The 23,339-nt window shown below is 71.4% G+C and carries 23 protein-coding genes and 4 pseudogenes; 17 read left to right on the forward strand and 10 right to left on the reverse strand.

The annotated features are described in order from the left end of the window. Positions 1 to 12: 12 nt before the first annotated feature. Positions 13 to 1,398, forward strand: coding sequence for an acyl-CoA synthetase (locus tag KPF47_RS24410; protein WP_224391136.1), 1,386 nt, complete (start codon positions 13 to 15; stop codon positions 1,396 to 1,398). Positions 1,399 to 1,446: 48 nt separating this feature from the next. On the opposite strand, the gene KPF47_RS24415 is transcribed toward KPF47_RS24410, so the two are convergent. Beyond that, positions 1,447 to 1,761: a transposase gene (locus KPF47_RS24415; protein WP_374108894.1), complete on the reverse strand. Its 315-nt coding sequence runs from the start codon at positions 1,759 to 1,761 to the stop codon at positions 1,447 to 1,449. Positions 1,762 to 1,860: 99 nt separating this feature from the next. Here KPF47_RS24415 and KPF47_RS24420 point away from each other — a divergent pair, with 99 nt between their 5' ends. Beyond that, positions 1,861 to 2,703, forward strand: a complete 843-nt coding sequence (locus KPF47_RS24420; protein WP_224386276.1) for an IS5 family transposase — start codon at positions 1,861 to 1,863, stop codon at positions 2,701 to 2,703. Positions 2,704 to 2,874: 171 nt separating this feature from the next. Here the strand turns inward: KPF47_RS24420 and KPF47_RS24430 are convergent, their stop codons facing one another. After that, the gene (locus KPF47_RS24430) at positions 2,875 to 3,327 is read right to left on the reverse strand and encodes an IS5 family transposase (protein WP_374108888.1); all 453 of its coding nucleotides are present in this window, start codon (positions 3,325 to 3,327) and stop codon (positions 2,875 to 2,877) included. 105 nt (positions 3,328 to 3,432) lie between these two features. Here KPF47_RS24430 and KPF47_RS24435 point away from each other — a divergent pair, with 105 nt between their 5' ends. From KPF47_RS24435 to KPF47_RS24460, 6 genes and pseudogenes are all read left to right on the forward strand, one after another. Then, on the forward strand, positions 3,433 to 4,656 hold the full coding sequence (locus tag KPF47_RS24435; protein WP_374108783.1) for an IS701 family transposase: 1,224 nt from the start codon (positions 3,433 to 3,435) through the stop codon (positions 4,654 to 4,656). A 139-nt stretch (positions 4,657 to 4,795) separates the two neighbouring features. Continuing rightward, positions 4,796 to 6,189 (forward strand): annotated as a pseudogene (locus KPF47_RS24440) (glutamate decarboxylase). After that, entirely contained in the window at positions 6,186 to 7,142 is a 957-nt protein-coding gene (locus KPF47_RS24445; RefSeq protein WP_224391137.1) for a carbohydrate ABC transporter permease, read from the forward strand. Before KPF47_RS24440 ends, KPF47_RS24445 begins: the two are co-directional and overlap by 4 nt. Beyond that, entirely contained in the window at positions 7,115 to 7,885 is a 771-nt protein-coding gene (locus KPF47_RS24450; protein ID WP_224391138.1) for a carbohydrate ABC transporter permease, read from the forward strand. Before KPF47_RS24445 ends, KPF47_RS24450 begins: the two co-directional genes overlap by 28 nt. Further along, on the forward strand, positions 7,882 to 9,204 hold the full coding sequence (locus KPF47_RS24455) for an extracellular solute-binding protein (RefSeq protein WP_224391139.1): 1,323 nt from the start codon (positions 7,882 to 7,884) through the stop codon (positions 9,202 to 9,204). Before KPF47_RS24450 ends, KPF47_RS24455 begins: the two co-directional genes overlap by 4 nt. Positions 9,205 to 9,341: 137 nt before the next feature. Further along, complete coding sequence (locus tag KPF47_RS24460) at positions 9,342 to 9,728, forward strand: VOC family protein (RefSeq protein WP_224391140.1); 387 nt, start codon at positions 9,342 to 9,344, stop codon at positions 9,726 to 9,728. Positions 9,729 to 9,815: 87 nt separating this feature from the next. On the opposite strand, the gene KPF47_RS24465 is transcribed toward KPF47_RS24460, so the two are convergent. From KPF47_RS24465 to KPF47_RS24490, 6 genes are all read right to left on the reverse strand, one after another. After that, on the reverse strand, positions 9,816 to 10,472 hold the full coding sequence (locus KPF47_RS24465) for an NADPH-dependent F420 reductase (protein WP_224391141.1): 657 nt from the start codon (positions 10,470 to 10,472) through the stop codon (positions 9,816 to 9,818). A gap of 154 nt (positions 10,473 to 10,626) precedes the next feature. Continuing rightward, complete coding sequence (locus KPF47_RS24470) at positions 10,627 to 11,616, reverse strand: NADPH:quinone reductase (protein WP_224391142.1); 990 nt, start codon at positions 11,614 to 11,616, stop codon at positions 10,627 to 10,629. A gap of 13 nt (positions 11,617 to 11,629) precedes the next feature. Beyond that, positions 11,630 to 12,484, reverse strand: coding sequence for a helix-turn-helix transcriptional regulator (locus KPF47_RS24475; protein ID WP_224391143.1), 855 nt, complete (start codon positions 12,482 to 12,484; stop codon positions 11,630 to 11,632). A 14-nt stretch (positions 12,485 to 12,498) separates the two neighbouring features. Then, complete coding sequence (locus KPF47_RS24480) at positions 12,499 to 13,017, reverse strand: acyl-CoA dehydrogenase family protein (RefSeq protein WP_224391144.1); 519 nt, start codon at positions 13,015 to 13,017, stop codon at positions 12,499 to 12,501. A gap of 192 nt (positions 13,018 to 13,209) precedes the next feature. Continuing rightward, positions 13,210 to 13,650, reverse strand: coding sequence for an acyl-CoA dehydrogenase family protein (locus KPF47_RS24485; RefSeq protein ID WP_224391145.1), 441 nt, complete (start codon positions 13,648 to 13,650; stop codon positions 13,210 to 13,212). Positions 13,651 to 13,664: 14 nt separating this feature from the next. Beyond that, entirely contained in the window at positions 13,665 to 15,215 is a 1,551-nt protein-coding gene (locus KPF47_RS24490) for an AMP-binding protein (protein WP_224391146.1), read from the reverse strand. A 303-nt stretch (positions 15,216 to 15,518) separates the two neighbouring features. On the opposite strand from KPF47_RS24490, the gene KPF47_RS24495 reads away from it, so the two are divergent. Genes KPF47_RS24495 through KPF47_RS24505 form a run of 3 tightly spaced genes read left to right on the forward strand, consistent with a single transcriptional unit; the run spans position 15,519 to position 17,888 of the window. Then, positions 15,519 to 16,568 carry a thiolase family protein gene (locus KPF47_RS24495; protein ID WP_308015477.1) on the forward strand — a complete coding sequence of 350 codons (1,050 nt, stop codon included), beginning with the start codon at positions 15,519 to 15,521 and terminating at the stop codon, positions 16,566 to 16,568. Positions 16,569 to 16,572: 4 nt separating this feature from the next. Then, entirely contained in the window at positions 16,573 to 17,388 is an 816-nt protein-coding gene (locus KPF47_RS24500) for an enoyl-CoA hydratase/isomerase family protein (protein ID WP_224391148.1), read from the forward strand. A 47-nt stretch (positions 17,389 to 17,435) separates the two neighbouring features. Then, entirely contained in the window at positions 17,436 to 17,888 is a 453-nt protein-coding gene (locus tag KPF47_RS24505) for an IS5 family transposase (protein ID WP_374108888.1), read from the forward strand. Positions 17,889 to 18,059: 171 nt separating this feature from the next. Here the strand turns inward: KPF47_RS24505 and KPF47_RS24515 are convergent, their stop codons facing one another. Beyond that, positions 18,060 to 18,902: an IS5 family transposase gene (locus KPF47_RS24515; RefSeq protein ID WP_224386276.1), complete on the reverse strand. Its 843-nt coding sequence runs from the start codon at positions 18,900 to 18,902 to the stop codon at positions 18,060 to 18,062. 99 nt (positions 18,903 to 19,001) lie between these two features. On the opposite strand from KPF47_RS24515, the gene KPF47_RS24520 reads away from it, so the two are divergent. Further along, positions 19,002 to 19,358 (forward strand): transposase, encoded by a 357-nt coding sequence (locus tag KPF47_RS24520; RefSeq protein WP_374108895.1) that lies wholly within the window; start codon positions 19,002 to 19,004, stop codon positions 19,356 to 19,358. A 78-nt stretch (positions 19,359 to 19,436) separates the two neighbouring features. Here the strand turns inward: KPF47_RS24520 and KPF47_RS24525 are convergent, their stop codons facing one another. Further along, positions 19,437 to 20,501: an IS630 family transposase gene (locus KPF47_RS24525; protein WP_255658826.1), complete on the reverse strand. Its 1,065-nt coding sequence runs from the start codon at positions 20,499 to 20,501 to the stop codon at positions 19,437 to 19,439. A 73-nt stretch (positions 20,502 to 20,574) separates the two neighbouring features. On the opposite strand from KPF47_RS24525, the gene KPF47_RS24530 reads away from it, so the two are divergent. The 5 genes and pseudogenes from KPF47_RS24530 to KPF47_RS41085 form a co-directional block, all read left to right on the forward strand. Further along, on the forward strand, positions 20,575 to 21,021 hold the full coding sequence (locus KPF47_RS24530; RefSeq protein ID WP_224391149.1) for an SDR family NAD(P)-dependent oxidoreductase: 447 nt from the start codon (positions 20,575 to 20,577) through the stop codon (positions 21,019 to 21,021). Between the two features lie 89 nt (positions 21,022 to 21,110). Continuing rightward, positions 21,111 to 22,097, forward strand: a pseudogene (locus tag KPF47_RS24535) (IS110 family transposase); the annotation flags it as partial. 49 nt (positions 22,098 to 22,146) lie between these two features. Continuing rightward, complete coding sequence (locus KPF47_RS24540) at positions 22,147 to 22,437, forward strand: transposase (RefSeq protein ID WP_178374588.1); 291 nt, start codon at positions 22,147 to 22,149, stop codon at positions 22,435 to 22,437. 2 nt (positions 22,438 to 22,439) lie between these two features. Further along, positions 22,440 to 23,114, forward strand: a pseudogene (locus KPF47_RS41080) (IS3 family transposase); the annotation flags it as partial. A gap of 19 nt (positions 23,115 to 23,133) precedes the next feature. Beyond that, a pseudogene (locus KPF47_RS41085) lies at positions 23,134 to 23,337 on the forward strand (IS3 family transposase); the annotation flags it as partial. Positions 23,338 to 23,339: the final 2 nt, after the last annotated feature.

Raw genomic sequence — 23,339 nt, forward strand, 5'->3', positions numbered from 1 at the left:
AGGAGACCGACGTTGTTCCTCACCTCGCTCACCGGCACCCAGGACCTCGAGCGTGCCGTCACCGTCGGCGACGACGTGCTGTCCCGTGCCGAGCTCGTCGACCGGGCAGGCCGTTTCGCCGCCGGGATCCCCGACGACGGCCCGGTCGCGGTGCACGCCACCGCCACCGCCGACACCGTCGTCGCGGTCACCGGCGCGATCCTGGCCGGGGTGCCGGTCGTCCCGGTCCCCCCGGACTCCGGGCCCGCCGAGCGGGGGCACGTCCTGGCCGACTCGGGCGCCACCTCCTGGGCGGGGCCGCGGCCCGAGGGCGTCGACCTGCCGCTCGTCGTCCCCGGCGCCCGGCCGGTCACCCCGCGCGCGGTCGACCCGGCCGCCACCGCGATGCTGCTCTACACCTCCGGCACCACCGGGCGGCCCAAGGGCGCCCAGCTCTCCGGGGCCGCGATCGCCGCCGGACTCGACGCCCTGTTCGAGGTGTGGGACTGGACCCCCGAGGACACCGTCGCCCACGGCCTGCCGTTGTTCCACGTCCACGGCCTGATCCTCGGGGTGCTCGGCCCGCTGCGCCGCGGCTCGCGGGTCGTGCACACCGAGAAGCCGCAGCCCGCCCGCTACGCCGCGGTCGACGCCTCGATGTACTTCGGCGTCCCCACGGTCTGGAACCGGATCGTCGACGAGCCCGACGCCGCCCGCGCCCTGGGCCGGGCCCGGCTGCTCGTCTCGGGCAGCGCCCCGCTTCCGGCCTCGCTGTTCGACCGGATCGCCGCCCTGACCGGACAGGCCCCGGTCGAGCGCTACGGCATGACCGAGACCATGATCACCCTGTCCGCGCACGCGTCCGGGGAGCGGCACGCCGGCTGGGTCGGACTGCCCGTCCCGGGCGCCGAGACCCGGCTGCTGCCCGCCTCCGACGACGCCCCCGCGACCGTCCCCGACGACGGCGAGACCGTCGGCCGGCTCGAGGTCCGCGGCCCCATGCTGTTCGACGGCTACCGCGGGCGCCCCGACGCGAACGCCGAGTGCTGGGCCGGTGACGGCTGGTTCCGCACCGGTGACCTCGCCGTGCGCGACCCGGGCGGGTTCCACCGCATCGTCGGCCGCGAGTCCACCGACCTGATCAAGTCCGGCGGCTACCGGATCGGCTCCGGCGAGATCGAGGCCGTCCTGCTCGACCACCCGGGTGTCGCCGAGGTCGCCGTCGTCGGTGCCCCCGACCCCGATCTCGGCCAGCGGATCGTGGCCTACGTCGTCGGTGACGGGCGCGACGGGCAGGCGCTGATCGACCACGTCGCCGAGCAGCTGTCCTGGCACAAGCGGCCCCGCGAGATCGTGTTCGTCGACGCGCTGCCCCGCAACGCGATGGGCAAGGTCCAGAAGAAGCTGCTGGGCGCCTGACCCGTCCCCGGATCGGGCGCGTCCGCGGGCGCTCCCGCTCCGACGGGCCTAGGGCGTGTCTCCTAAAGTGCGCAACCAGGTGACGATGGCCTTCAGTGCAACTCCGCCGCGGTAGGTCAGGGCGAGTTCGTCGTAGCGGGTCGCGAGGCCGCGCCACTGCTTGACCTCGCAGAACCCGCGTTCGACGACGTTGCGGCCGCGGTAGTCGACCCGGTCGAACGCCGGTGGTCGGCCGCCGCGTGTGCCGCGTCGTTTCCGGTGTCCCTGCTGGTCAGCCGGCTCCGGGATGACCGCGACGATCCGTCGTCCGCGCAGGTGGGCGCGGATGGCGCGTGAGGAGTAGGCCTTAGAGGTCGCGCGGATTGGTCACAGCTTGGCCGCGGTCGAGTGTCTGGGGGCGAGGGCGGGTACGGGCCTGCCGATCATGAAGTTATCTACGCTTCGTGATCGTCTGGAGGCCGCGTGCCCACCCTGCCATCATGGCTGACCGAGCCGTTGTGGGACCAGTTCACCGCGCTGCTGCCTCATCGAGACGAGTTCGATCCCACCCATCCGCTGGGCTGCCATCGCCGCCGGATCGCGGATCGGATCGTGTTCGACAAGCTCCTGCAGGTACTGCGGTTCGGCTGCTCGTATGAGGGCATCGCTGACAGCACCTGCTCGGCGACCACCATCCGCGATCGTCGTGACGAGTGGATCAGGCTCGGGGTCTTCGCCCAGCTGCGTCGGATCGTCCTGGACGCCTACGACCGCATCGTCGGTCTGCTGCTGCACGACATCGCCGTCGATGGCGCCATCACCAAGGCCCCCGGCGGCGGCGAGGTCGCCGGTCCGTCGCCGGTGGACCGGCGCAAACAGGGTATGAAACGTTCGGTGCTCGTCGAGGGATACGGCATCCCGCTGGGCCGAGTCCTGGCCGGAGCCAACCGGCACGACTCCCCGCTACTGGGCCCCACCCTCGACCGCCTCGATGCTCTCGGCCCGCTGCCCGACGACATCACCGTGCACCTCGACGCCGGCTATGACTCCGGCAAGACCCGCGACACGCTGGCCGAACGAGGCCTGCACGGCGAGATCGCGCACAAGGGTGAGAAAGCGCCGATCCAGGCCACCCGCCGCTGGCACGTCGAGCGGACCAACGCTTGGCACAACAGCTTCAACCGGCTGCAGCGCTGCTACGAACGACGAGAAATCGTCGTCGACGCGTTCTTCGACCTCGCCGACACGATCGTCACACTCCGTAGCTTGATTCGGCAGGCCTGGACCACACACCGCTGGAACGCCCGACCTGCACGACGTCCATGATCACCAACCAATCCGCGCGACCTCTTATCTGCGCGGACCCGCTCGGGTCGGGTCCGCGGTCGGCCCGGACCGACCCGTCCGACGCTCAGATGTGACATCAGGTGCGCGAACATCGGGGCGTCACCGGCCTGGCCAGGGCCGACCAGTACGACCAGCGGGCGGCCGTGTCCGTCAACGAGCTGGTGGATCTTCGTGCCGAGCCCTCCGCGGGAGCGGCCCAAGGCGTGATCGGGCGGCTCGATCAGCAGATTCTTGTAGTTCGATCCGGCCCCCTGTGTCTCGCTGCAGGGTCGCGGCGTGTTGGTGAGCGCGGATGATCGTCGAGTCGACCGACACGGCCCAGTCCACGAGACCGGCGGAGTCGGCATCGGCGAGCAGAGCTGCGAGAACCTGGTCCCAGGTGCCGTCACCGCAGTAGCGGCGGTGGCGTTTCCATAGGGTCTGCCACGGCCCGAACTCGACCGGGACATCACGCCAGGCCAGCCCGCAGCGGAACCGGTAGATGATCCCCTCGATCACTCTGCGGTGATCGGCGAACGGGCGCCCTGGCATCCCGTCCGACGAGGGCAGTAACGGCTCGAGTCGGTCCCACTGGGCATCGGTCAGGACGGCACGGCGCGACACCTACTGATCATCGCGCAGGCCCGACCAGCCGGGTTAGGAGACGCGCCCTAGTACTCCAGCCGCAGTTTGTGATGTTGATGTGCGCTAAGCTTCGATCTTGTGCAGGTGGAGGAGGATCTCGAGGCGTGGGCCGGTGGCCTGGATGGGCTGTTCGGGCTGGTGGCGGGCCGGTTCTTCCGGACGGAACCGCGGCGTCGGGCGCGGGCGTATGTGCGGGGGTTGTTGGCGCCGTTGGCGGGGAAGAACGGGTGGACGCTGGCCGAGGTCGCCGGTGACACGACTCCGGATGGGATGCAGCGGCTGCTCAACTCCGCGACCTGGGATGTCGACGGTGTCCGTGATGACCTGCGGGATTACGTCGTCGAGCACCTCGGCGAGTCCGGTGGGGTGCTGATCGTCGATGAGACCGGGTTCCTGAAGAAGGGGACGAAGTCGGCGGGGGTGCAGCGCCAGTACTCGGGCACTGCCGGGCGGGTGGAGAACTGCCAGCTCGGAGTCTTCTGTGCCTATGCCACGAGCAAGGGCCGGACGTTGATCGACCGCGAGCTCTACCTGCCCAAGTCCTGGACCGGTGATCGGGAACGCTGCCGAGCCGCGGCGGTGCCTGAGGAGATCGAGTTCGCCACCAAGGCCACGCTGGCCAAGGAAATGCTCGGCCGTGCCCTCGATGCCGGGGTTCCCGCAGGATGGGTGACCGCGGACGAGGCATACGGGCAGGACTACAAGTTCCGCACCTGGTGCGAGCAGCGCCGGATCGGCTACGTCGTCGCGGTTCCGCGCAGCCAGTCCGTCCCGTTGTCCCTGGACGCCGACATCTGTCAGATCAGCGGCTCACGACGGGCCGACGACCTGGTCGCCCGCGCTCCCGGACGGGCGTGGAAGCGCCGCTCAGCCGGTCCGGGTGTGAAGGGAGAACGCTTCTACGACTGGGCCGTGGCCTCGCTGTATCCGCCCGAGAACGCCCCGGCCGGATGGGGCCGATGGCTACTGGTCCGACGTCAGATCCTCACCGACACACAGCTCTCCGCCGGCGAGGAGCCCGATCTGGCCTACTACCTGTGCGCCGGCCCGCCCGGCACCACCGACGACGACCTCATCCGCGTCGCCGGCACGCGGTGGGCGATCGAGGAGTGCTTCCAGACCGCGAAGAACGAGGTCGGGCTCGACCACTATCAAGTGCGGCGTTACGACGCCTGGTACCGCCACGTCACCCTGGCTATTCTCGCCCACGCCTACCTCTCGGTCACCGCGGCGATCGCCCCAAAAGACCTGATCACGGGCTCATCCCGCTCACCCTCGCCGAGATCCGACGTCTCCTGGCACCTCTGATCCACATTCCCACCCAGGCGCCGTGCTGGGCCTGGTCGACCTGGCGACGTCGCCACCAACACCGAGCCCGCGAAAGCCACTATCGACGACGAAGACAGCTCAGCTAACGAAGTGCGGCTGGAGTACTAGTTTGCAGATCATGCCCGGTGCGCACTCACCCTCGGAGGACCGCGGTGGCGACCGCGGGATCCCGGTCAACCCCGTGTTCGCGGCGGAGCCGGTCGACATCCCCCGGTTCCGGATGCCCGACTCCGGCCTGCACCCCGAGATCGCCTACCAGGTGGTCCACGACGAGCTGATGCTCGACGGCAACGCCCGGCTGAACCTGGCCACGTTCGTGACCACGTGGGCCGAGCCGCAGGCCGAGCGTCTGATGACCGAGTCCTTCGACAAGAACATGATCGACAAGGACGAGTACCCGCGGACCGCCGACCTGGAGCAGCGGTGCGTGCGGATGCTCGCCGACCTGTGGCACGCCCCCGACCCGGGCCGCGCGATCGGCTGCTCGACGACGGGGTCGTCGGAGGCCTGCATGCTCGGCGGCCTGGCCCTCAAGCGGCGCTGGCAGCACCGCCGCCGCGCCGAGGGGAAGCCGGTCGACCGGCCGAACATCGTGATGGGCGTGAACGTCCAGATCTGCTGGGACAAGTTCGCGAACTACTGGGACGTGGAGCCGCGGCTGGTCCGATGGAGGGTGACCGGCTGCACCTGGGCGTGGACGAGGCCGTCGCCCTCTGCGACGAGAACACCATCGGCGTCGTGGCGATCCTGGGGTCCACGTTCGACGGCAGCTACGAACCGGTCGCGCAGCTGTGCGCCGCACTCGACGACCTGCAGGAACGCACCGGGCTGGACGTGCCCGTCCACGTCGACGGCGCGTCGGGGGCGATGGTCGCGCCGTTCTGCGACCCGGAGCTGGAGTGGGACTTCCGGCTGCCACGGGTGGCCTCGATCAACACCTCCGGGCACAAGTACGGGCTGGTGCATCCGGGCGTCGGGTGGGCGGTGTGGCGCGACACCGACGCGCTGCCCGAGGACCTGGTCTTCCGGGTGAACTACCTCGGCGGGGACATGCCGACGTTCGCCCTGAACTTCTCCCGTCCCGGCGGCCAGGTGATCGCCCAGTACTACACCTTCCTGCGCCTGGGCCGGGAGGGCTTCGCCCGCGTGCAGGGCACCTGCCGGGAGATCGCGACCGGGCTCGCCCGGCGGATCGAGGCGACGGGGGCGTTCCGGCTGCTCACCGACGGCTCGCAGCTGCCGGTGTTCGCGTTCACCGTCGCCGACGGGGAGCCGTTCTCGGTGTTCGACGTGTCGGCGGGGCTGCGCGAGACCGGCTGGCTGGTCCCGGCGTACACCTTCCCGAAGGATCGGGAGGACCTGGCGGCGCTGCGGATCGTGGTGCGCAACGGGTTCAGCCACGACCTGGCAGCGCTGCTGCTCGACGACCTGTCACGGGTGCTGGAGCGGCTGCGCCGCCAGACCGGACCCGTCCGGGGCAGCGAGGCCGCGGGCTTCGCGCACGGCACGTGAGCCGCACCCGGCGGGACACCCGCACGGCCTACCTGCTGCTCGCACCCAGCCTGGTGGGTGTGGTGCTGTTCCTGCTGGCGCCGGTGCTGATCGTGCTGGGACTGGCGCTGTTCCGGTGGGACCTGGTCGGGCCGCTGCGCTTCGCCGGGCTCGACAACGTCGTCGACGTCGCGACCGACGGCCGGTTCGCCCGCTCGCTGCTGGTGACGGCGTTCTTCGTGCTCATCGTGATCCCGGTGCAGACCGTCCTCGGCCTGGCGGCGGCGCTGCTGCTGGACCGCGGCCTGCCCGGCACGACGGTGTTCCGGGTGGTCTTCGTACTGCCGTGGATCTGCGCGCCGCTGGTCCTGGGCGTGGTGTGGCGGTGGATCCTGTCCCCCACCGACGGTGCGCTCAACGCGCTGCTCGGGGTGCGCATCGAGTGGCTGGCCGACCCGGTGCTGGCGCTGCCGTCGGTCGCGGCGGTGACCGCGTGGACCCAGGTCGGCTACGTCGCCCTGTTCTTCCTCGCCGGGCTGCGCGCGATCCCGGACACGATCGTCGAGGCGGCCCGGCTCGACGGGGCGTCGGCCTGGCAGCTGCTGTGGCGGATCCGGTTGCCGCTGTTGCGGCCCACCCTGTTCTTCGTGCTGGTCACCGGGGTCATCTCCAGCTTCCAGGTGTTCGACTCGGTGTACGCCCTCACCCCCAACGGGGGGGCCACGGGGTGTTACCGACGTCGTCGCCGGGCGGATCTACTACGAGGCGTTCGAGAACCGTGCGGTCGGGCAGGCCGCGGTGATGGCGGTGGTGTTGTTCGTGATCCTGGTGGCCGTGACCGTGGCCCAGCAGCGGTGGTTCGCCCGCCGCACGACCTACGAGCTCGACACGTGAGGCGGGGCAGGCTCGTCGACGCGGCCTGCTGCTCGCGCTGCTCGTCGGCGCGGTGGCGACGCTGGCGCCGTTCGTGCTGAGCGTGACGACGGCGCTGAAGACGACCCGGCAGTTCGCGGCGACGCCGGTGCTGTCGCCGCCGGCCCCACCGACCGCCGAGAACATCGTGACCCTGTTCGGCCGCGACTACGACTTCGTGACCCCGATCGCGGTGACCGCGCAGGTCGTGGTCGTCGTCCTGGTGGGGCAGCTGCTGTTCTCGGTGCTCGCCGCCTACGCCTTCGCCCGGCTGGAGTTCCCGGGCCGCGACGCACTGTTCTGGGTGTTCCTGGGGACCCTGATGGTGCCCCAGGCGGTGACGGTGATCCCGCTGTACCTGATGATGACCGGGGTGGGGCTGCGGAACACGTTCTGGGCGCTGGTGCTGCCCTACGTCCTCGGGTCGCCGTTCGCGATCTTCCTGCTGCGCGAGCACTTCCGGACCATCCCGCAGGACCTGATCGACGCCGCCCGGCTCGACGGCGCCGGGACGCTCGGGATCCTCCGGCACGTCGTCGTACCGGTGAGCCGGCCCATCCTCACGACGCTGGCGGTGATCACGGTGGTGACCCACTGGAACAACTTCCTCTGGCCGCTGGTGATCACCTCCGGACGGACCTGGCAGGTGATGACGGTCGCCACCGCGGGCCTGCAGACGCAGTACAACGGCAACTGGCCGGTCGTGATGGCCGCGACGACGGTCGCGATCGTCCCGCTGATCGTGCTGTTCCTGGTGTTCCAGCGCAGCGTGGTCCGCTCGATCACGATCACGGGGTTCCGGTGAGGCGCCGGGTCGGGGCCACCCTGGCGCTGGTCGGGGTGCTGCTGCTGACGGCGTGCTCACCGGCGTCCCGTTTCGACGAGTCCACCGGAGACGGCGGGGACGGGGTCACCACGGTGACGCTGCGGCTGTGGGACACCCAGGTCGCGGCGGCCTACGAGCGCTCGTTCGCGGCGTTCTCGCAGGCCAACCCGGACATCCGGGTGCAGCTCGTGCAGGTGCCGTTCGAGGACTACTTCACCTCGCTGCCGCTGGACGTCGCCTCCGGCACCGCGACCGACGTCTTCTGGGTCAACTCGTCGAACTTCGGGGCGTTCGCCGACGCCGGGAAGCTGATCGACGTCGGTGCCGCGCTCGCCGACCAGCGCGCCGGCTGGGTGGACGCGGCGGCCGCGCAGTACACCCGCGGCGGCACCCTGTGGGGCGTCCCGGCACTGACCGACGGGCGGATCGCCCTGTTCTACAACAAGGACCTGGTCCGGGCCACCGGGGTCGACCCGGCTGCGCTGCGCTGGGACCCGACCGACGCCGCGCGCGACACCCTGCTCCCCGCGGCGAGGCGGCTGACCGTCGACGCCGCCGGGCGCAGCGCGGGCACGCCCGGCTTCGACCCCGGCACGGTGCGCCGGTACGGCTTCAACGCCGCCCGCGACCTGCAGGCGATCTATCTCGACTTCCTCGGCTCGGCGGGCGGACGGCTCCAGGCCCCCGACGAGACCTTCGACTTCGCGACGCCCGCGGGCGAGCAGGCGTTCGGCTACCTGGTGAACATGATCAACAACGAGCGGGTGGCCCCCTCGGCCGCCGACACGAACCAGAACCCGGACTTCAGCCGCGACCAGTTCCTGCAGGGCCGGATGGCGCTGTTCCAGAGCGGCACCTACAACCTCGCCAACGTGGCCGAGGGCGCGACGTTCGACTGGGGGATCGCGCCGATGGTCGAGGGACCGCAGGGCCGGGCCAGCGTGGTGTCGAGCATCGTCGCCGCCGGCAACGCCGACAGCCCGAGACGACCGGAGATCCTGCGGGTGCTGCGCTGGCTGGGCTCGCCCGAGGGCGCCGCGCCGGTCGGTGACAGCGGCGCGGGCCTCCCCGCGGTGACCGCGGCCCAGCGCGGCTGGTTCGACCAGTGGGCGCGCCGGGGCGTCGACACCCGGGAGTTCGTCGCGGACGGGCCGACCGTCCCGGCCCCGGTCGGACCGAAGGTCGGGGCCGCCACCACGGCGATGGAGCCGTCGCTCGACGAGCTGTTCGCCGGACAGGTGCCGGTGGGCCGGGGGCTGCGGGCAGCGCAGGACATCGGCAACGCGGCGCTGCGCTGAACCCGGCGCTGCTACCGTCGCGGGTGCGCCCCCGATGGGCCCCGCCGGAAGGAGTCCTCGCCAGTCCCGCACGGGCCCGCGGGCGCAGCTCCTTCCGTAGGTCGTTCGCGTGGTCCCCCTGTCCTCAGGAGACCTGTATGACCTGCACGTTCAACCACACGATCATCGCCACCCGGGACCGGGAGGCCTCCGCCGCGTTCTACCGGCACGTCCTGGAGGCGGCGCAGGCCCCGTCCTGGGGCCCGTTCACGAACATCGCCCTCGACGGCGGTGTCCTCCTCCAGTTCGCCGACCTGCCGCCCGACGCGGGGCCCGCGATCGCGCCCCAGCACTACGCGTTCCTCGTCGACGACGCCCTGTTCGACCGCGCGTACGCCCGGCTCGTCGCGGACGGCGCGGAGCACTGGGCCGACCCGCAGCGCACCCGCCCCGGGGAGATCAACCACGGGCACGGCGGTCGTGGGGTGTACTTCCTCGACCCGGCCGGCCATTACCTGGAGATGATCACCCGGCCCTATCTGTGACGTCGCCACGGCCCGGCGCCGACAGGGCCCGGCCCGGCGCCGTGACGGCACCGGGCCGGGACCGGGTCGGGCACCGGGGTGCACTCGTCAGGCCGCGCGCCACTCCTCGGTGCGCTCCGGGCTCGCCCCCGCCAGCGCGGCCGTCGCCCGCTCCGCGTCGTGGTCCTTGCCGTAGACCGGTGTTCCGGGCTGCTGGCGCCACGACTCGGCCAGTGTGCCGCCGTCGACCGGGTCGAAGCCGAGCTCGTCGACCAGTGCGAACACGGTCTGCTTGTCCGCGCCGGGTGCGCCCGCGACCGGCAGCGCGATCCGGCCCGGGGTCCCCGCGGGGACCCCCTTCTCCAGCAGGTGCTTCCACCAGATGCCGTTGAAGACCTTGTAGACCGAGTCGGTGCCGAGTTGCCCGGCGACCCAGACGCTCTCCGGCGTGCCGTCCTCGATGGCCTGGATCAGGCCGTCCCGCTGTTGCGGGTAGTAGTTGTTGGTCTCGATCACCGGTACCCCGGTCGGTACCGTGCCCGGGGCGAGGTCCGGGGTGTTCTTCTGCGGGATCGAGACGATCACGAGCTCCGCGCCCGCCGCGGCGTCCTCCGCCAGGACGGCCTTCGCGCCCGTCGCGGTGACGTGGTCGGGCACGGTCTCCGGCGCCCGGGAGTTCGCGACCCGTACCTCGTGTCCGAGCTCGGCGAGCCGCCGGGCGAGCGTGCCACCGATCTGTCCTGCACCGATGATGCCGATTCTCATGTCCGGGGCAACCCGCGGGCACCTCCGACGATTCCGCCGTCGGGCGTCGGGACCTCACGGGGCGTCGAACGGTCATCCCGGGCACGGGGACGTGCGGCGGCCGGGTCCGCACCGGCGCGGACCCGGACGGCTCCCCTCCCGTCGGCCCGGCCGCTCACCCGGGGACGACGTCGACGACGACGTTCCCGTCGCCCTGTCCGGACTCGACCGCGTCGTGCGCGGCGGCGACCTGGTCGGCGGGGAAGCGCCGCCCGATGCGCGGGGCGAACGATCCCTCGACGAGCCAGCGGTTCAGGTCGTCGGCGGCCCGGCGGTGCGCGGCGTGGGGCAGGTTGTAGAGCAGCTCGAAGTGCACGGACACGCTCGCGTTCATCAGCCGCCACACCGGGACCACGGGCTTGTGCCCGGAGTCGGTGCCGTAGACGGCGATCGCGCCGTTGACGGCGACGCACCGGGCGTCGGTCTCCATGTTCGCGGCCAGGTCGACCTCGACGATCCGGTCCACCCCGCGACCGTCGGTCGCGTCGAGGACCGCGGCGACGAGGTCGTCGCGGCGGCGGTCCAGCACCAGCGCACAGCCCGCGGCCGCGGCGATCCCACGGTTCTCCTCCCGCCCGACGGTGCCGATCACCGTGGCGCCCGCGGCCACCGCCTGCTGGACGGCGGCGTGGCCGACGGCGCCCGCGGCCCCGGCGACCAGGACGGTCGCACCCGCGATGGGCCCGTCGCGGAACAGGCAGCGGTGTGCGGTCCGGCCCGGGACGCCGATGCTGGCGCCCTCGACGAAGCCGACGGCATCGGGCAGCGGCTCGGCGTGGCGTCCCGGCACGCAGACGAGCTCCGCGGCGGTGCCGACCGCTCTGCCCACCCTGGTGTCGTGGAGCCACACCCGCGTGCCGAGGCGTCCCGGGTCGACGCCCGGGCCGACCGCGTCGACGACGCCGGCACCGTCGTCGTGCGGCACCTGCCGGGGGAAGTCCATCCGCAGCCCGGCCCACCCCCGGCGCCGCTTGACGTCGGCGGGGTTCACGCCCGAGGCGTGCACCCGCACCCGGACCTCGCCCGGCGCGGGCTCCGGGTCGTCGAGCTCGCCGTGGATCAGGACCTCCGCCGGGCCGGTGCGGTCGTACCAGGTCGCTCTCATGCTCGAGGTGTCCTCACAGGTCGGCCCGGACGGGCAGGAAGGAGTGCAGACGTAGGCCGGATCCGTGGTCGGCCGTCGTGGGGACGAAGTCGAACCGCAGGGGCCCGAGAGCGTCGTGCCGGTAGGAGAGCGGGCCCGGTCCCCGCCGGTGCACCTCCCGCAGCGGCCAGAGGCGGCGGAACAGGCTGCTGTCGCGCAGCAGCGACTCGATCTGCTCCTCGAACTCCGGCTCACCGATCAGGGCGGTGGTGTCGGCCCGGAACCGGGCGACGTGGACGTGTGCACTGCCCACCGGGTCCAGGAAGCGGAGCGGGGCGTGGGTGCCGAGCAGCGCGAACCGCAGCGCGTTGCGCTCCGCCCGGGGCACCTCGTGCAGGGGCAGCCCGAACAGGACGGTGGCCGCCTCGTTCCACTCCACGATGTCCCAGCGGGCGTCGACGAGGTACGCGGGTGCGTCCCGGAGCTGGTGGACCATGCGCCGCAGCGCCCGGTCCGCGACCGAGTCGGCACTCCCCCGGGCCTGGGCGGCCCCGGGCGGGGTGTGCCCGGCGAGGACGAAGACGTGGTCCCGTTCCGCCGGGCTGAGCCGCAGGACGTCCGCGACCGAGGCGAGCACCTGTCCGGAGACCTGGATGTGCCTGCCCTGCTCCAGCCAGGAGTACCAGCTGGAGCTGATGGCGGCGAGCTGGGCGACCTCCTCCCGGAGGAGCCCCGGCGCGCGTCGGCGGGCGCCGACGGCCAGCCCGTGTTCCGCAGGCTTGACGCGTTCCCGGGCCGCCCGCAGGAAGCTCGACAGCTCCTTGCGCCGGGCCGCGCTGCGCCGCTCCCGCGCTCCCACGGTGACGACCTCACTGCCGGCTGCGGTCATGTCCCCTCCGCACCTCAGGCCCCCAGGGCGTCCCGGCCCAGGACGTCCCGGGCGATGATGATCTTCTGGATCTGCGGTGTCCCGTCCCCGATCTGGTAGCCGGAGACGTCGCGCAGCAGGGACTGCAACGGCATCTCGTCGGACCAGCCGACCTGGCCGTGGAGCACGACCGACTCCTGGATGGCGGCGAAGGCCACCCTCGGTGCCCACCACTTCAGCATCGCGGCCTGGGTGGTGTGCGGTTGTCCGGCCATCCGCAGGCCGATGGTCTGGTAGGCCAGCGCCCGGACGGCGGCCAGGTAGGTGGTGTGCTCGGCGATCGGGAACGAGACGCCCTGGTTCGTGGCCAGCGGCCGCCCGAACGAGGTCCGCTGCGTCGCGTAGGAGGCGGCCGAGTCGAGTGCGCGCTGGGCCGAGCCGACGCAGGTCAGCGCGATCAGGGTACGGCTCAGGTCGAACTCGGCCATGACCTGGCCGAACCCGCGGCCGGGCGCGGCCAGGACCCGCTCGTCCGGGACGAACGTGTCGTCCATCGTGATCGATCCCCGCCCGAGGGGCTTGAACCCGGGGTCGTCGAAGCTCTGCGAGCTGACCGTCGGGTCGGCGCACTCCACGAGGAAGCAGCCGATCCCCCGGGCCTTGCGGGCGGGGTCGGTCTGGGCGAGGACGACTGCGACGTCGGCGTGCGGCGCCTGGGTGACCGAGGTCTTCTCGCCCGTGAGCAGCTACCCGCCGTCGACCCGCACGGCCTTCGTCCGGAGCGCCGCGGCGTCGGACCCGGTACCGGGCTCGGTCACCGCCCAGCATCCGAGCGCGTCGCCCGCGGCGATCCTCGGTGACCAGCTCCGGATCGCCGCGGACTCCTGCGCGGCCAGCAACGACACCAGGCTGTTCATGCTGAACAGGATGTAGGCCATGTTCGGGTCGGCGTAGCCCACCTCCTCGCAGGCGATCGCGAGGGCGAGCAGGTCGGCACCCTGACCGCCCGACTCCTCGTCGAGGGTCAGGTTCGTCAGCCCGGCCTCGGCCAGCCTCTTCAGCTCCTGGTGCGGGAACTCGGTGCGCGCCGCACGTGCGTGGTAGGTGTCGAGGAACTCCCGCCGGGCGAGGTCACGCACCGAGTCCCGGAAGTGCAGATGGTCCTGGTCGAGGACGAACGGGGTCACGGGGTCTCCAGACATCAGTGGACGTTCCGGCCCTGGCCGGTCCAGTGGGCGGCGCGCAACGCCTTCTTGTCGATCTTCCCGACGGCCGTGGTCGGCAGCTCCGGGACGAACTCGACGCGCTTGGGGGCCTGGTGCGCGCCCTTGCGGCCGCGCACCAGCGCGGTGAGCTCGCCGGCGTCGACCCCGGCACCGGGCCGCGCGACGACGAACGCGGTCACCATCTCGCCCCACCGGTCGTCCGGGAGCCCGATCACCGCGGCCTGCCGGACGTCCGCGTGACCGGTCAGCACGTCCTCGACCTCGCGGGGGAACACGTTGAACCCGCCGGTGACGATCATGTCCTTCTTGCGGTCCACGATGTGCAGGAAGCCGTCGTCGTCGCGCACGGCCATGTCCCCGGTGCGGAGCCATCCGCCGCGCAGGGCCTCCGAGGTCTCCTGCTCCCGCTTCCAGTACCCGTTCATCACCACCCGGGACCGGACGCCGATCTCACCGACGTCGCCGGCGGACACCGGGGCACCCTCCTCGTCGAGGATCTCGACACGCACCCCGAGTGCGGCGCGCCCGCACGAGGTGAGCAGATCCGGGCGACCGACGGGATCGTGCTCGTCCTTGCGCAGGCTCGTGGTCATCCCGATGCACTCGGTCTGGCCGTAGACCTGCATCATGACCTGCCCGAACACCTCGTGGGCCTCGAGCAGGCGGGAGGGCGTCATCGGCGCCGCCCCGTAGCAGAGCGTCTCCAGCGAGGAGGTGTCCCGCGCGGCCGGGTCGGCCTTGTCCAGCATCGTGTAGAGCATCGTGGGGACGAGGAACGCGTAGTTCACGCGTTCGCGTTCGACCAGGGTCAGCCAGGCGTCGGGGTCGAATCCCTGCTGGAGCACGACGGTGCCGCCGCGGGCGAGGACCGGCACCACGGGAAGCACCGCGGCGTGGGTGATGGGCGAGGACGCGAGGTAGACCGGGCGCTCGGGGAGCCCCCAGGACGCGGTCAGGGTCTGGACCTCCTGGACCAGCGCGCGGTGCGACAGCATCGCCCCCTTCGGCCGGCCCGTCGTCCCGCCGGTGTACTGCAGCCAGGCGGTCGTGTCCTCGTCGACGACGGGGGCGACCAGGCGACCGGGGCCGGCCGCGGCGCACAGCGCGAGCAGGTCCGGGCCGGCCTCGGAGGGGCCGATGCCCAGGACGTGCTTCACCGACCCGGCCCGGGCGGCGATCTCGGCCGCGGTCCCGGCGAACGCCGGGTGCACGACGAGGACCTCGATCTCGGCGTCCTCGCAGAGCAGGACGTGGTCGTCGACCGAGCCCAGCGCGTGCAGGCCCGAGTAGCGGGCGCCGGTCAGGAAGGTCGCCGCCTGCACCGCGAAGACCTCGGGTGCGTTCGGGCTGAGCACCCCGACGCCGCGCCCGGGCCGGATCCCGTGGTCGGCCAGCACTCGCTGAATACGGCCGACCATGTCGGCGAGCTCGGCGTAGGTCGTCCGGCGCCCGCCGAGGACGAAGGCGTCCCGGGTCGGGTAGCGGGTCAGCGCCTCGACGATCACGTCGCTGTAGGAGGGGCCCACCAGATGGGGCGCCTCGGAAGTCGAACCGGGAGCCACGTCGCTCTCCCCTCTCCGCGCTGCGCCGAGGGCGCGCGCTCCGGATCGGTGTCGGCGGTAATATTCACTTATTAGTTAGTATTCTGCAAGCCTCGGTTCGGCCAGTCACCGTGGACGGAAGGCACGCCGTGCGAGATGTCAGCATCACCGGGGTCGGGATCACCGAGTTCGGGAGGTTCCCCGACACCTCCTTGCGCCAGCTGGGCACCACCGCGATCGACGAGGCGCTGGCCGACTCCGGGCCTCGGCACCGCCGACGTGGACCTGGTGGTGCACGCCAACGCCGTCGCGGGCCTGCTCACCGGGCAGGAGATGACGCGCGGCCAGGTCGTGACCTCCGGGACCGGCCTCGTCGGCACGCCGCTCGTCAACGTCGAGAACGCCTGCGCCGGCAGTTCCACCGCGGTCCACGTCGCGCTGTGCGCGATCCGCTCGGGCGCCTACGGCACCGTGCTCGTCGTCGGGACCGAGAAGATGAGCGGCAAGGGCACCCGCGCCGCGCTCGACGCCCTCACCACCGCGGCGGACGTGGACCGGATCGAGGAGTTCCACCACGAGCTCACCGGCCGGGACGGCCCCGCCGACTCGTTCTTCATGGAGGTCTACGCCAGGACCTGCGCGGACTACACGGCCAGGTCCGGTGCGACGGCCGCCGACTTCGCCGAGGTCGCGGCGAAGAACTCCTGGCACGGGGCGCGCAACCCCCGGGCGCAGTACCGCACCGCGCGCTCGGTCGACGAGATCCTCGCCAGCCGCACCGTCGCCGGGCCGCTCACCATGCTGATGTGCTCCCCCATCGCCGACGGCGCCGCCGCGCTCGTCCTGCGGGCGACCGACCTCGTCGCCGACCGCTCCGCCGCGGTACGGGTCCGGGCCTCGGCGCTGCGCTCCGGGGTCCCCGGCGGGGCCGAACCGGGCCTGGAGCAACGCACCATCGACGCCGCCTACGCCGAGGCGGCCGTCGGCCCCGACGATCTCGACGTCGTCGAGGTCCACGACGCCGCGTCGCCCAACGAGCTGATCGTCACCGAGAAGCTCGGCCTCTGCCCGCCCGGCGAGGGTCCGAAGCTCCTGCACTCCGGGGCGACCCGGCTCGGTGGCCGGGTGCCGGTGAACACCAGCGGCGGGCTCGTCTCACGGGGGCACCCGGTCGGCGCGACCGGCGCGGCCCAGCTCGTCGAGCTCGTCACGCAGCTCCGCGGGCGGGCCGCGGACCGGCAGGTGCAGGGCGCGCGCGTCGGGCTCGCCGAGAACGCGGGGGGCTACACCCATCCCGAGGGCGCGGCGTGCGTCGTCACGATCCTCAGTAAGGACTGAACCGATGACCTCCACCCTCACCGACGCCGCCGTACTGCGGGAACGCCGCGGACCCGCGCTCTGGCTCCGGCTCAACCGGCCGGAGGTGTTCAACGGCATCGACCAGGACGTCCTCGACGGGCTGACGGCGGGCCTCGACGCCGCCGCCGCGGACCCCGGCGTGCGCGTCGTGGTGCTCTCGGCGACGGGGACGGCGTTCTGCGCGGGCGCGGACCTGCGCTACGCGCGCTCGCTGGCGGATGCCCCCGCACCCCCCGGGGCGGCGAGCGCGGGCAACGCCTTCCTGCACCGCGTCCGGGCGGTCCTCGACCGCATCGAGTCCTTCCCCACGCCGGTCGTCGCCGCCGCGAACGGGATCGCGGTCGGCGGGGGCCTCGAGCTGCTCCTGGTCTGCGACCTGGTGATCGCCTCCCGCACCGCGCGGATCGGCGACGGCCACGCGGTGTACGGGCAGATCCCGGGGGGCGGCGCGTCGGTCCGGCTGGTCCGCCGGCTCGGGCTCGCGACCGCCAAGCACCTGATGTTCACCGGTGACCTGCACCCCGCCGAACGCTATCTCGGCACCGACCTCGTGGTCGACGTGGTGGATCCCGAGGAGCTCGTCGGGGCCGTCGACCGCCTGGCCGCCCGGATCGCGAGCCGCAGCCCCGTGGGGCTGGCCGCCATGAAGCGGCTGGCCCACGACGCCCACGACACCCCGTTGCCCGTCGCGGTCCAGCGCGAGCTCGAGGCGTCCGCCCTGCACGAGCGCTCCGCGGACTGGCGCGAGGGCATCACCACCTTCGCGGAGAAGCGCACCCCCGATTTCCCCGGCCACTAGGGCGCGTCTCCTAACCCGGCTGGTCGGGCCTGCGCGATGATCAGTAGGTGTCGCGCCGTGCCGTCCTGACCGATGCCCAGTGGGACCGACTCGAGCCGTTACTGCCCTCGTCGGACGGGATGCCAGGGCGCCCGTTCGCCGATCACCGCAGAGTGATCGAGGGGATCATCTACCGGTTCCGCTGCGGGCTGGCCTGGCGTGATGTCCCGGTCGAGTTCGGGCCGTGGCAGACCCTATGGAAACGCCACCGCCGCTACTGCGGTGACGGCACCTGGGACCAGGTTCTCGCAGCTCTGCTCGCCGATGCCGACTCCGCCGGTCTCGTGGACTGGGCCGTGTCGGTCGACTCGACGATCATCCGCGCTCACCAACACGCCGCGACCCTGCAGCGAGACACAGGGGGCCGGATCGAACTACAAGAATCTGCTGATCGAGCCGCCCGATCACGCCTTGGGCCGCTCCCGCGGAGGGCTCGGCACGAAGATCCACCAGCTCGTTGACGGACACGGCCGCCCGCTGGTCGTACTGGTCGGCCCTGGCCAGGCCGGTGACGCCCCGATGTTCGCGCACCTGATGTCACATCTGAGCGTCGGACGGGTCGGTCCGGGCCGACCGCGGACCCGACCCGAGCGGGTCCGCGCAGATAAGAGGTCGCGCGGATTGGTTGGTGATCATGGACGTCGTGCAGGTCGGGCGTTCCAGCGGTGTGTGGTCCAGGCCTGCCGAATCAAGCTACGGAGTGTGACGATCGTGTCGGCGAGGTCGAAGAACGCGTCGACGACGATTTCTCGTCGTTCGTAGCAGCGCTGCAGCCGGTTGAAGCTGTTGTGCCAAGCGTTGGTCCGCTCGACGTGCCAGCGGCGGGTGGCCTGGATCGGCGCTTTCTCACCCTTGTGCGCGATCTCGCCGTGCAGGCCTCGTTCGGCCAGCGTGTCGCGGGTCTTGCCGGAGTCATAGCCGGCGTCGAGGTGCACGGTGATGTCGTCGGGCAGCGGGCCGAGAGCATCGAGGCGGTCGAGGGTGGGGCCCAGTAGCGGGGAGTCGTGCCGGTTGGCTCCGGCCAGGACTCGGCCCAGCGGGATGCCGTATCCCTCGACGAGCACCGAACGTTTCATACCCTGTTTGCGCCGGTCCACCGGCGACGGACCGGCGACCTCGCCGCCGCCGGGGGCCTTGGTGATGGCGCCATCGACGGCGATGTCGTGCAGCAGCAGACCGACGATGCGGTCGTAGGCGTCCAGGACGATCCGACGCAGCTGGGCGAAGACCCCGAGCCTGATCCACTCGTCACGACGATCGCGGATGGTGGTCGCCGAGCAGGTGCTGTCAGCGATGCCCTCATACGAGCAGCCGAACCGCAGTACCTGCAGGAGCTTGTCGAACACGATCCGATCCGCGATCCGGCGGCGATGGCAGCCCAGCGGATGGGTGGGATCGAACTCGTCTCGATGAGGCAGCAGCGCGGTGAACTGGTCCCACAACGGCTCGGTCAGCCATGATGGCAGGGTGGGCACGCGGCCTCCAGACGATCACGAAGCGTAGATAACTTCATGATCGGCAGGCCCGTACCCGCCCTCGCCCCCAGACACTCGACCGCGGCCAAGCTGTGACCAATCCGCGCGACCTCTAAGGCCTACTCCTCACGCGCCATCCGCGCCCACCTGCGCAGACGACGGATCGTCGCGGTCATCCCGGAGCCGGCTGACCAGCAGGGACACCGGAAACGACGCGGCACACGCGGCGGCCGACCACCGGCGTTCGACCGGGTCGACTACCGCGGCCGCAACGTCGTCGAACGCGGGTTCTGCGAGGTCAAGCAGTGGCGCGGCCTCGCGACCCGCTACGACAAACTCGCCCTGACCTACCGCGGCGGAGTTGCACTGAAGGCCATCGTCACCTGGTTGCGCACTTTAGAGGTCATTTCAGAACGAGGTCGACGTGTCTGTTGTAGACGACAAGCGGCTATCTGACCTGCCGTTTGATCTGTCGTCGAGGGGTCAATGGAAACTCGACAAGTCGTTCTGAAACGACCTCTTAGGAGACACGCCCTAGTGTCGCGTAAACGATGTTCTTTGACCGGGTCGGCAGTGGTTGAGTAGGTGGTCTGCGGGTTTGGTCCAGATGAACGGGTGGCAGCGTTCGTTCCAGCCGTCGATGAACCGGCCGATCGCGCCGATCAGTTCTCTGACGCTGCCGAAGCTGCCACGGCGAATGGCCTGGCGGGTGATGACCCCGAAAAAGACCTCGACCATGTTCAGCCACGATCCCGAGGTCGGGGTGAAGTGCAGGGTGATCCGCGGGTTGCGGGCCAGCCAGGCCTTCACTGCGGGGTGCTTGTGGGTCGCGTAGTTGTCCACCACCAGGTGCAGCTTGCGCCGCGGGTAGGCCTTCGCGACCTGCTTGAGGAACCGCAGGAACTCCTGATGGCGATGCCGCGGCAGGCACGCCTGCTCGACCCGCCCGGTCGCGACCTCTAACGCCGCGAACAGCGTGGTGGTGCCGTGACGGACGTAGTCATGCGTCCGTTTCTCCGGGATACCGGGCATGATCGGCAGGATCGGCGCTGTCCGGTCCAGGGCCTGGACCTGGGATTTCTCGTCGACGCAGAGCACGACGGCCTTGTCCGGCGGGTTCAGATACAACCCGACGATGTCGCGGACCTTGGCTTCGAGCTCGGGATCGGTGGAGAACTTGAACGTCTCGGACTTCCACGGCTGCAGCCCCCACCGCCGCCAAATCTTGCCGATCCACACGTGGGAGATCCCGAGCTCGGCACCGAGCAGCCGTGACGACCAGTGCGTGACTCCGAGCCGCTCAGGCGGCGGTTCCAGCGTGGCGAGCACGACCGCGACCTCGTCGATCACCGGCGGCCGGCCCGCCTTGGGCCGGTCGGCCAGCCCGGCGATCCCCTCAGCGGCGTAACGCTTCTTCCACCCGATCACCGTCGCCTTCGACGCCCCGACCAGTGTGACGATGTCCTTGACCGCCACCCCGTCCGCGGCCAGCAACACGATCCTGCCCCGTCGGGCCAGTCCCGCCGAAACCGACGAGGAACGCAGCCAGGACTCCAACACCTCGCGGTCGGCGGCCGGAACGTCCACGGTCACAGTCAACGGCACAGCTCATGATCCCGTAAACCAGCCCGTGAGTAAAGTAACCTAGTTACCGCAACACTAGGAGACTGCCATGAACATCCTGGACATGACCGGCCGTGTCGCCCTGGTGACCGGCGCCGGACAGGGGGTCGGCCGGCAGGTCGCCCTGCACATCGCGGCCCACGGAGGCGCGGTGGTCGTCAACGACTACCACCGCGACCGCGCGGAGTCCGTCGCCGCCGAGATCACCGAGCAGGGCGGGCGGGCGGTGGGCCTGCGCTGCGACGTCACCGACCTCGACGAGGTGACGGCCCTCGTGGCGGACGGGGCCGGCCGGCTCGGCCCGATCGACGTGCTGGTCAACAACGCCGGCAACGCCGGCCCCGCCGAGAACGCGCTCGACCACACCCCCGTTACCTTCTTGATCAAGCCCGCTGAGGGCTTGCAGGCCGCCGGCCGCGGTATGACTGACTGCCCCTGTCGCCCGATGATCTGGGGGGTGTTGTCGCCGTGGCCGGAGGGCGCCAACGACCGCTGATAGAGACCTGACCCGTGTGGTCTGCTCGTAACGTGGCTGCCGGCGCGGGTGCTCGTGGTCGGCCTGCCGCGACGAGAAGGGAGCGGCGGTTGCCCGATCCTGACCAGCACCCGACCGGGTTCGCGGTGTTCTGCGGCCCGGACGTGGGCAAGTCCGAACACCACGCCTGCGCGGTCGACACCAACGGGAAGCGGGTGCACGACAAGGCCCTGCCCAACGACGAATCGGCGCTGCGCACCGTGCTGTCCGGGCTGGCCGAGCACGGCGCGGTGCTGATGGTCATCGACCAGCCCGCCTCGATCGGAGCGCTGGCCATCGCCGTCGCTCGTGATCTGGGGATCACGGTGGCCTACCTGCCCGGGCTGGCGATGCGCCGCATCGCCGACCTGCATCCCGGGCAGGCCAAGACCGACGCCCGCGACGCCCACGTGATCGCCGAGGCCGCCCGGACGATGCCGCACACCCTGCGCCGGGTCGGCACCGACGACGAGACCCTCGCCGAACTCACTGTGCTCGCCGGTTACGACGATGACCTGGCTGGGCAGAGCACCCGGCTGACGAACCGGCTGCGCGACGCCCTGCTGCATGTTCATCCCGCCCTGGAACGCCTGCTCGGGCCACGCCTGGACCGCGGTGGCGTGCTCGACCTGCTCGCGGCCGCGCCCACCCCGCAAGCCCTGCGAGAGCTCGGCGCTGACGGGATCGCCGAGACGATGCGGGCCCGGTCGCCTCGACTGGCCCGCACCCTTCCCGCCCAGATCCTGACCTCGCTCGACGCCCAGAGCCTGACCGTTCCCGGCACGGCCGCGTTCGCCCGTGTCATCACCGGCGTCGCCGGGCAGCTGCGCCAGGTCCACACCGAACGCGACCAGCTCGCCGACGAGCTCGAAGCCCGCCTGGAGGCCCACCCTCTTGGACCGGTCCTGACCTCGATGCCCGGACTCGGGGTCAGGACCGCCATCAAGATCCTCACCATCGTCGGCGACGGCTCCGGGTTCCCCACCGCCGGGCACCTCGCCGCTTACGCCGGCCTCGCCCCAGTCACCCGCCGCTCCGGCACCTCGATCAAAGGCGAAACCTGCGGTTCCCCCATGATCGGGGAGGCATCAGCTATAAGGGGTGGCGATGCCAGAGGTACGGAAGCGATACGACCGGGAGTTCCGTGACGGTGCGGTCCGGATCGTCGAGGAGACCGGCAAGCCGATCGCCCAGATCGCCCGCGACCTGGGGGTCAACGAGGGCACACTGGGCAACTGGGTGGCCCGAGCGCGGGAGGCCCGCGAGGACACCGAAGGCCTCTCCCGGGGTGACATCGCCGAGCTCAAGCGGCTGCGGGCGGAGAACGCCGAGCTGCGGATGGAGCGTGATGTCCTCAAACGATCCGTGGTCCTGTGGGTCAAGGAGGCGACGAAGTGAGCGTGGCACGTTTCATCGCCGACCAGAGGACCTTCCACCGGGTGCCGCACACGCTGGCCTGCGCGCTGCTCGGCGTGTCGATCTCCTGGCTGTACAAGTGGCTGAGTCGCGCCACCAGTCCCGGTGGCGGCCTGACTGCGACTGAGGAGCGCCGACGCGCGCTCGACGCCGCCGTGAGGGCCGGGTTCGACGCCGCCGAGCGTCTGCACGGCTCGCCGCGGTTGCACGCGGACCTACGTGAGGCGGGGTGGAAGGTGTCGGAGAAGACCGTGGCGGACTCGATGCGCCGACAGAGCCTGGTCGCCCGCCGCATCCGGAGGCGCAACGGGCTGACCCGCCAGGACAAGGCGGCGCCGAAGTTCCCGGACCTGCTGAACCGCGACTTCACCGCCGCCGAGCCGAACCGCCGCTGGGTCGGGGACATGACCGAGATCCCCACCGCGGCCGGGAAGCTGTATCTGGCCACGGTGATCGACCTGTACTCGCGCAGGTTGCTCGGCGCGGCCACCGGGCTGCACCCCAACGCCGAGCTGGCGTGTGAGGCCATCCGGATGGCCGTCGCGGCCCGCGGCGGCGCGGACGGGATCGCAGGGGTGATCTTTCACACCGACCGCGGCTCGACCTACACCGCCGGCGCGTTCGCCACGTTGTGTCGCCGCCTGGACATCCGCCAGTCCATGGGTCGGGTCGTGTTTCGACAACGCCGCGGCGGAGGCGTTCTTCTCCAGCCTGGAGTGGGAAGTGCTGTCCCGCAACGACTTCGACACCACTGCGAAGGCTCGGGCGGTGGTTATCGACTGGTGCTACGGCTTCTACAACCACCGGCGACGACACAGCGCCGCCGCCGGGCTCGCACCGATCGTCTACGAGAACGCCGCCCTCACTCGAGACGCGGCATAGGG

The organism is Pseudonocardia sp. ICBG1293 (assembly GCF_020131355.1).
In the GTDB taxonomy this organism is placed as follows: Bacteria; Actinomycetota; Actinomycetes; order Mycobacteriales; family Pseudonocardiaceae; genus Pseudonocardia.

Bases quoted from the DNA above. Each gene is read 5' to 3' on its own strand.
- KPF47_RS24460 (WP_224391140.1), top strand. From the start codon at position 9,342: ATGACCTGCACGTTCAACCACACGATCATCGCCACCCGGGACCGGGAG.
- KPF47_RS24465 (WP_224391141.1), bottom strand. From the start codon at position 10,472: ATGAGAATCGGCATCATCGGTGCAGGACAGATCGGTGGCACGCTCGCC.
- KPF47_RS24470 (WP_224391142.1), bottom strand. From the start codon at position 11,616: ATGAGAGCGACCTGGTACGACCGCACCGGCCCGGCGGAGGTCCTGATC.
- KPF47_RS24475 (WP_224391143.1), bottom strand. From the start codon at position 12,484: ATGACCGCAGCCGGCAGTGAGGTCGTCACCGTGGGAGCGCGGGAGCGG.
- KPF47_RS24480 (WP_224391144.1), bottom strand. From the start codon at position 13,017: ATGGACGACACGTTCGTCCCGGACGAGCGGGTCCTGGCCGCGCCCGGC.
- KPF47_RS24500 (WP_224391148.1), top strand. From the start codon at position 16,573: ATGACCTCCACCCTCACCGACGCCGCCGTACTGCGGGAACGCCGCGGA.
- KPF47_RS24530 (WP_224391149.1), top strand. From the start codon at position 20,575: ATGAACATCCTGGACATGACCGGCCGTGTCGCCCTGGTGACCGGCGCC.
- KPF47_RS24540 (WP_178374588.1), top strand. From the start codon at position 22,147: ATGCCAGAGGTACGGAAGCGATACGACCGGGAGTTCCGTGACGGTGCG.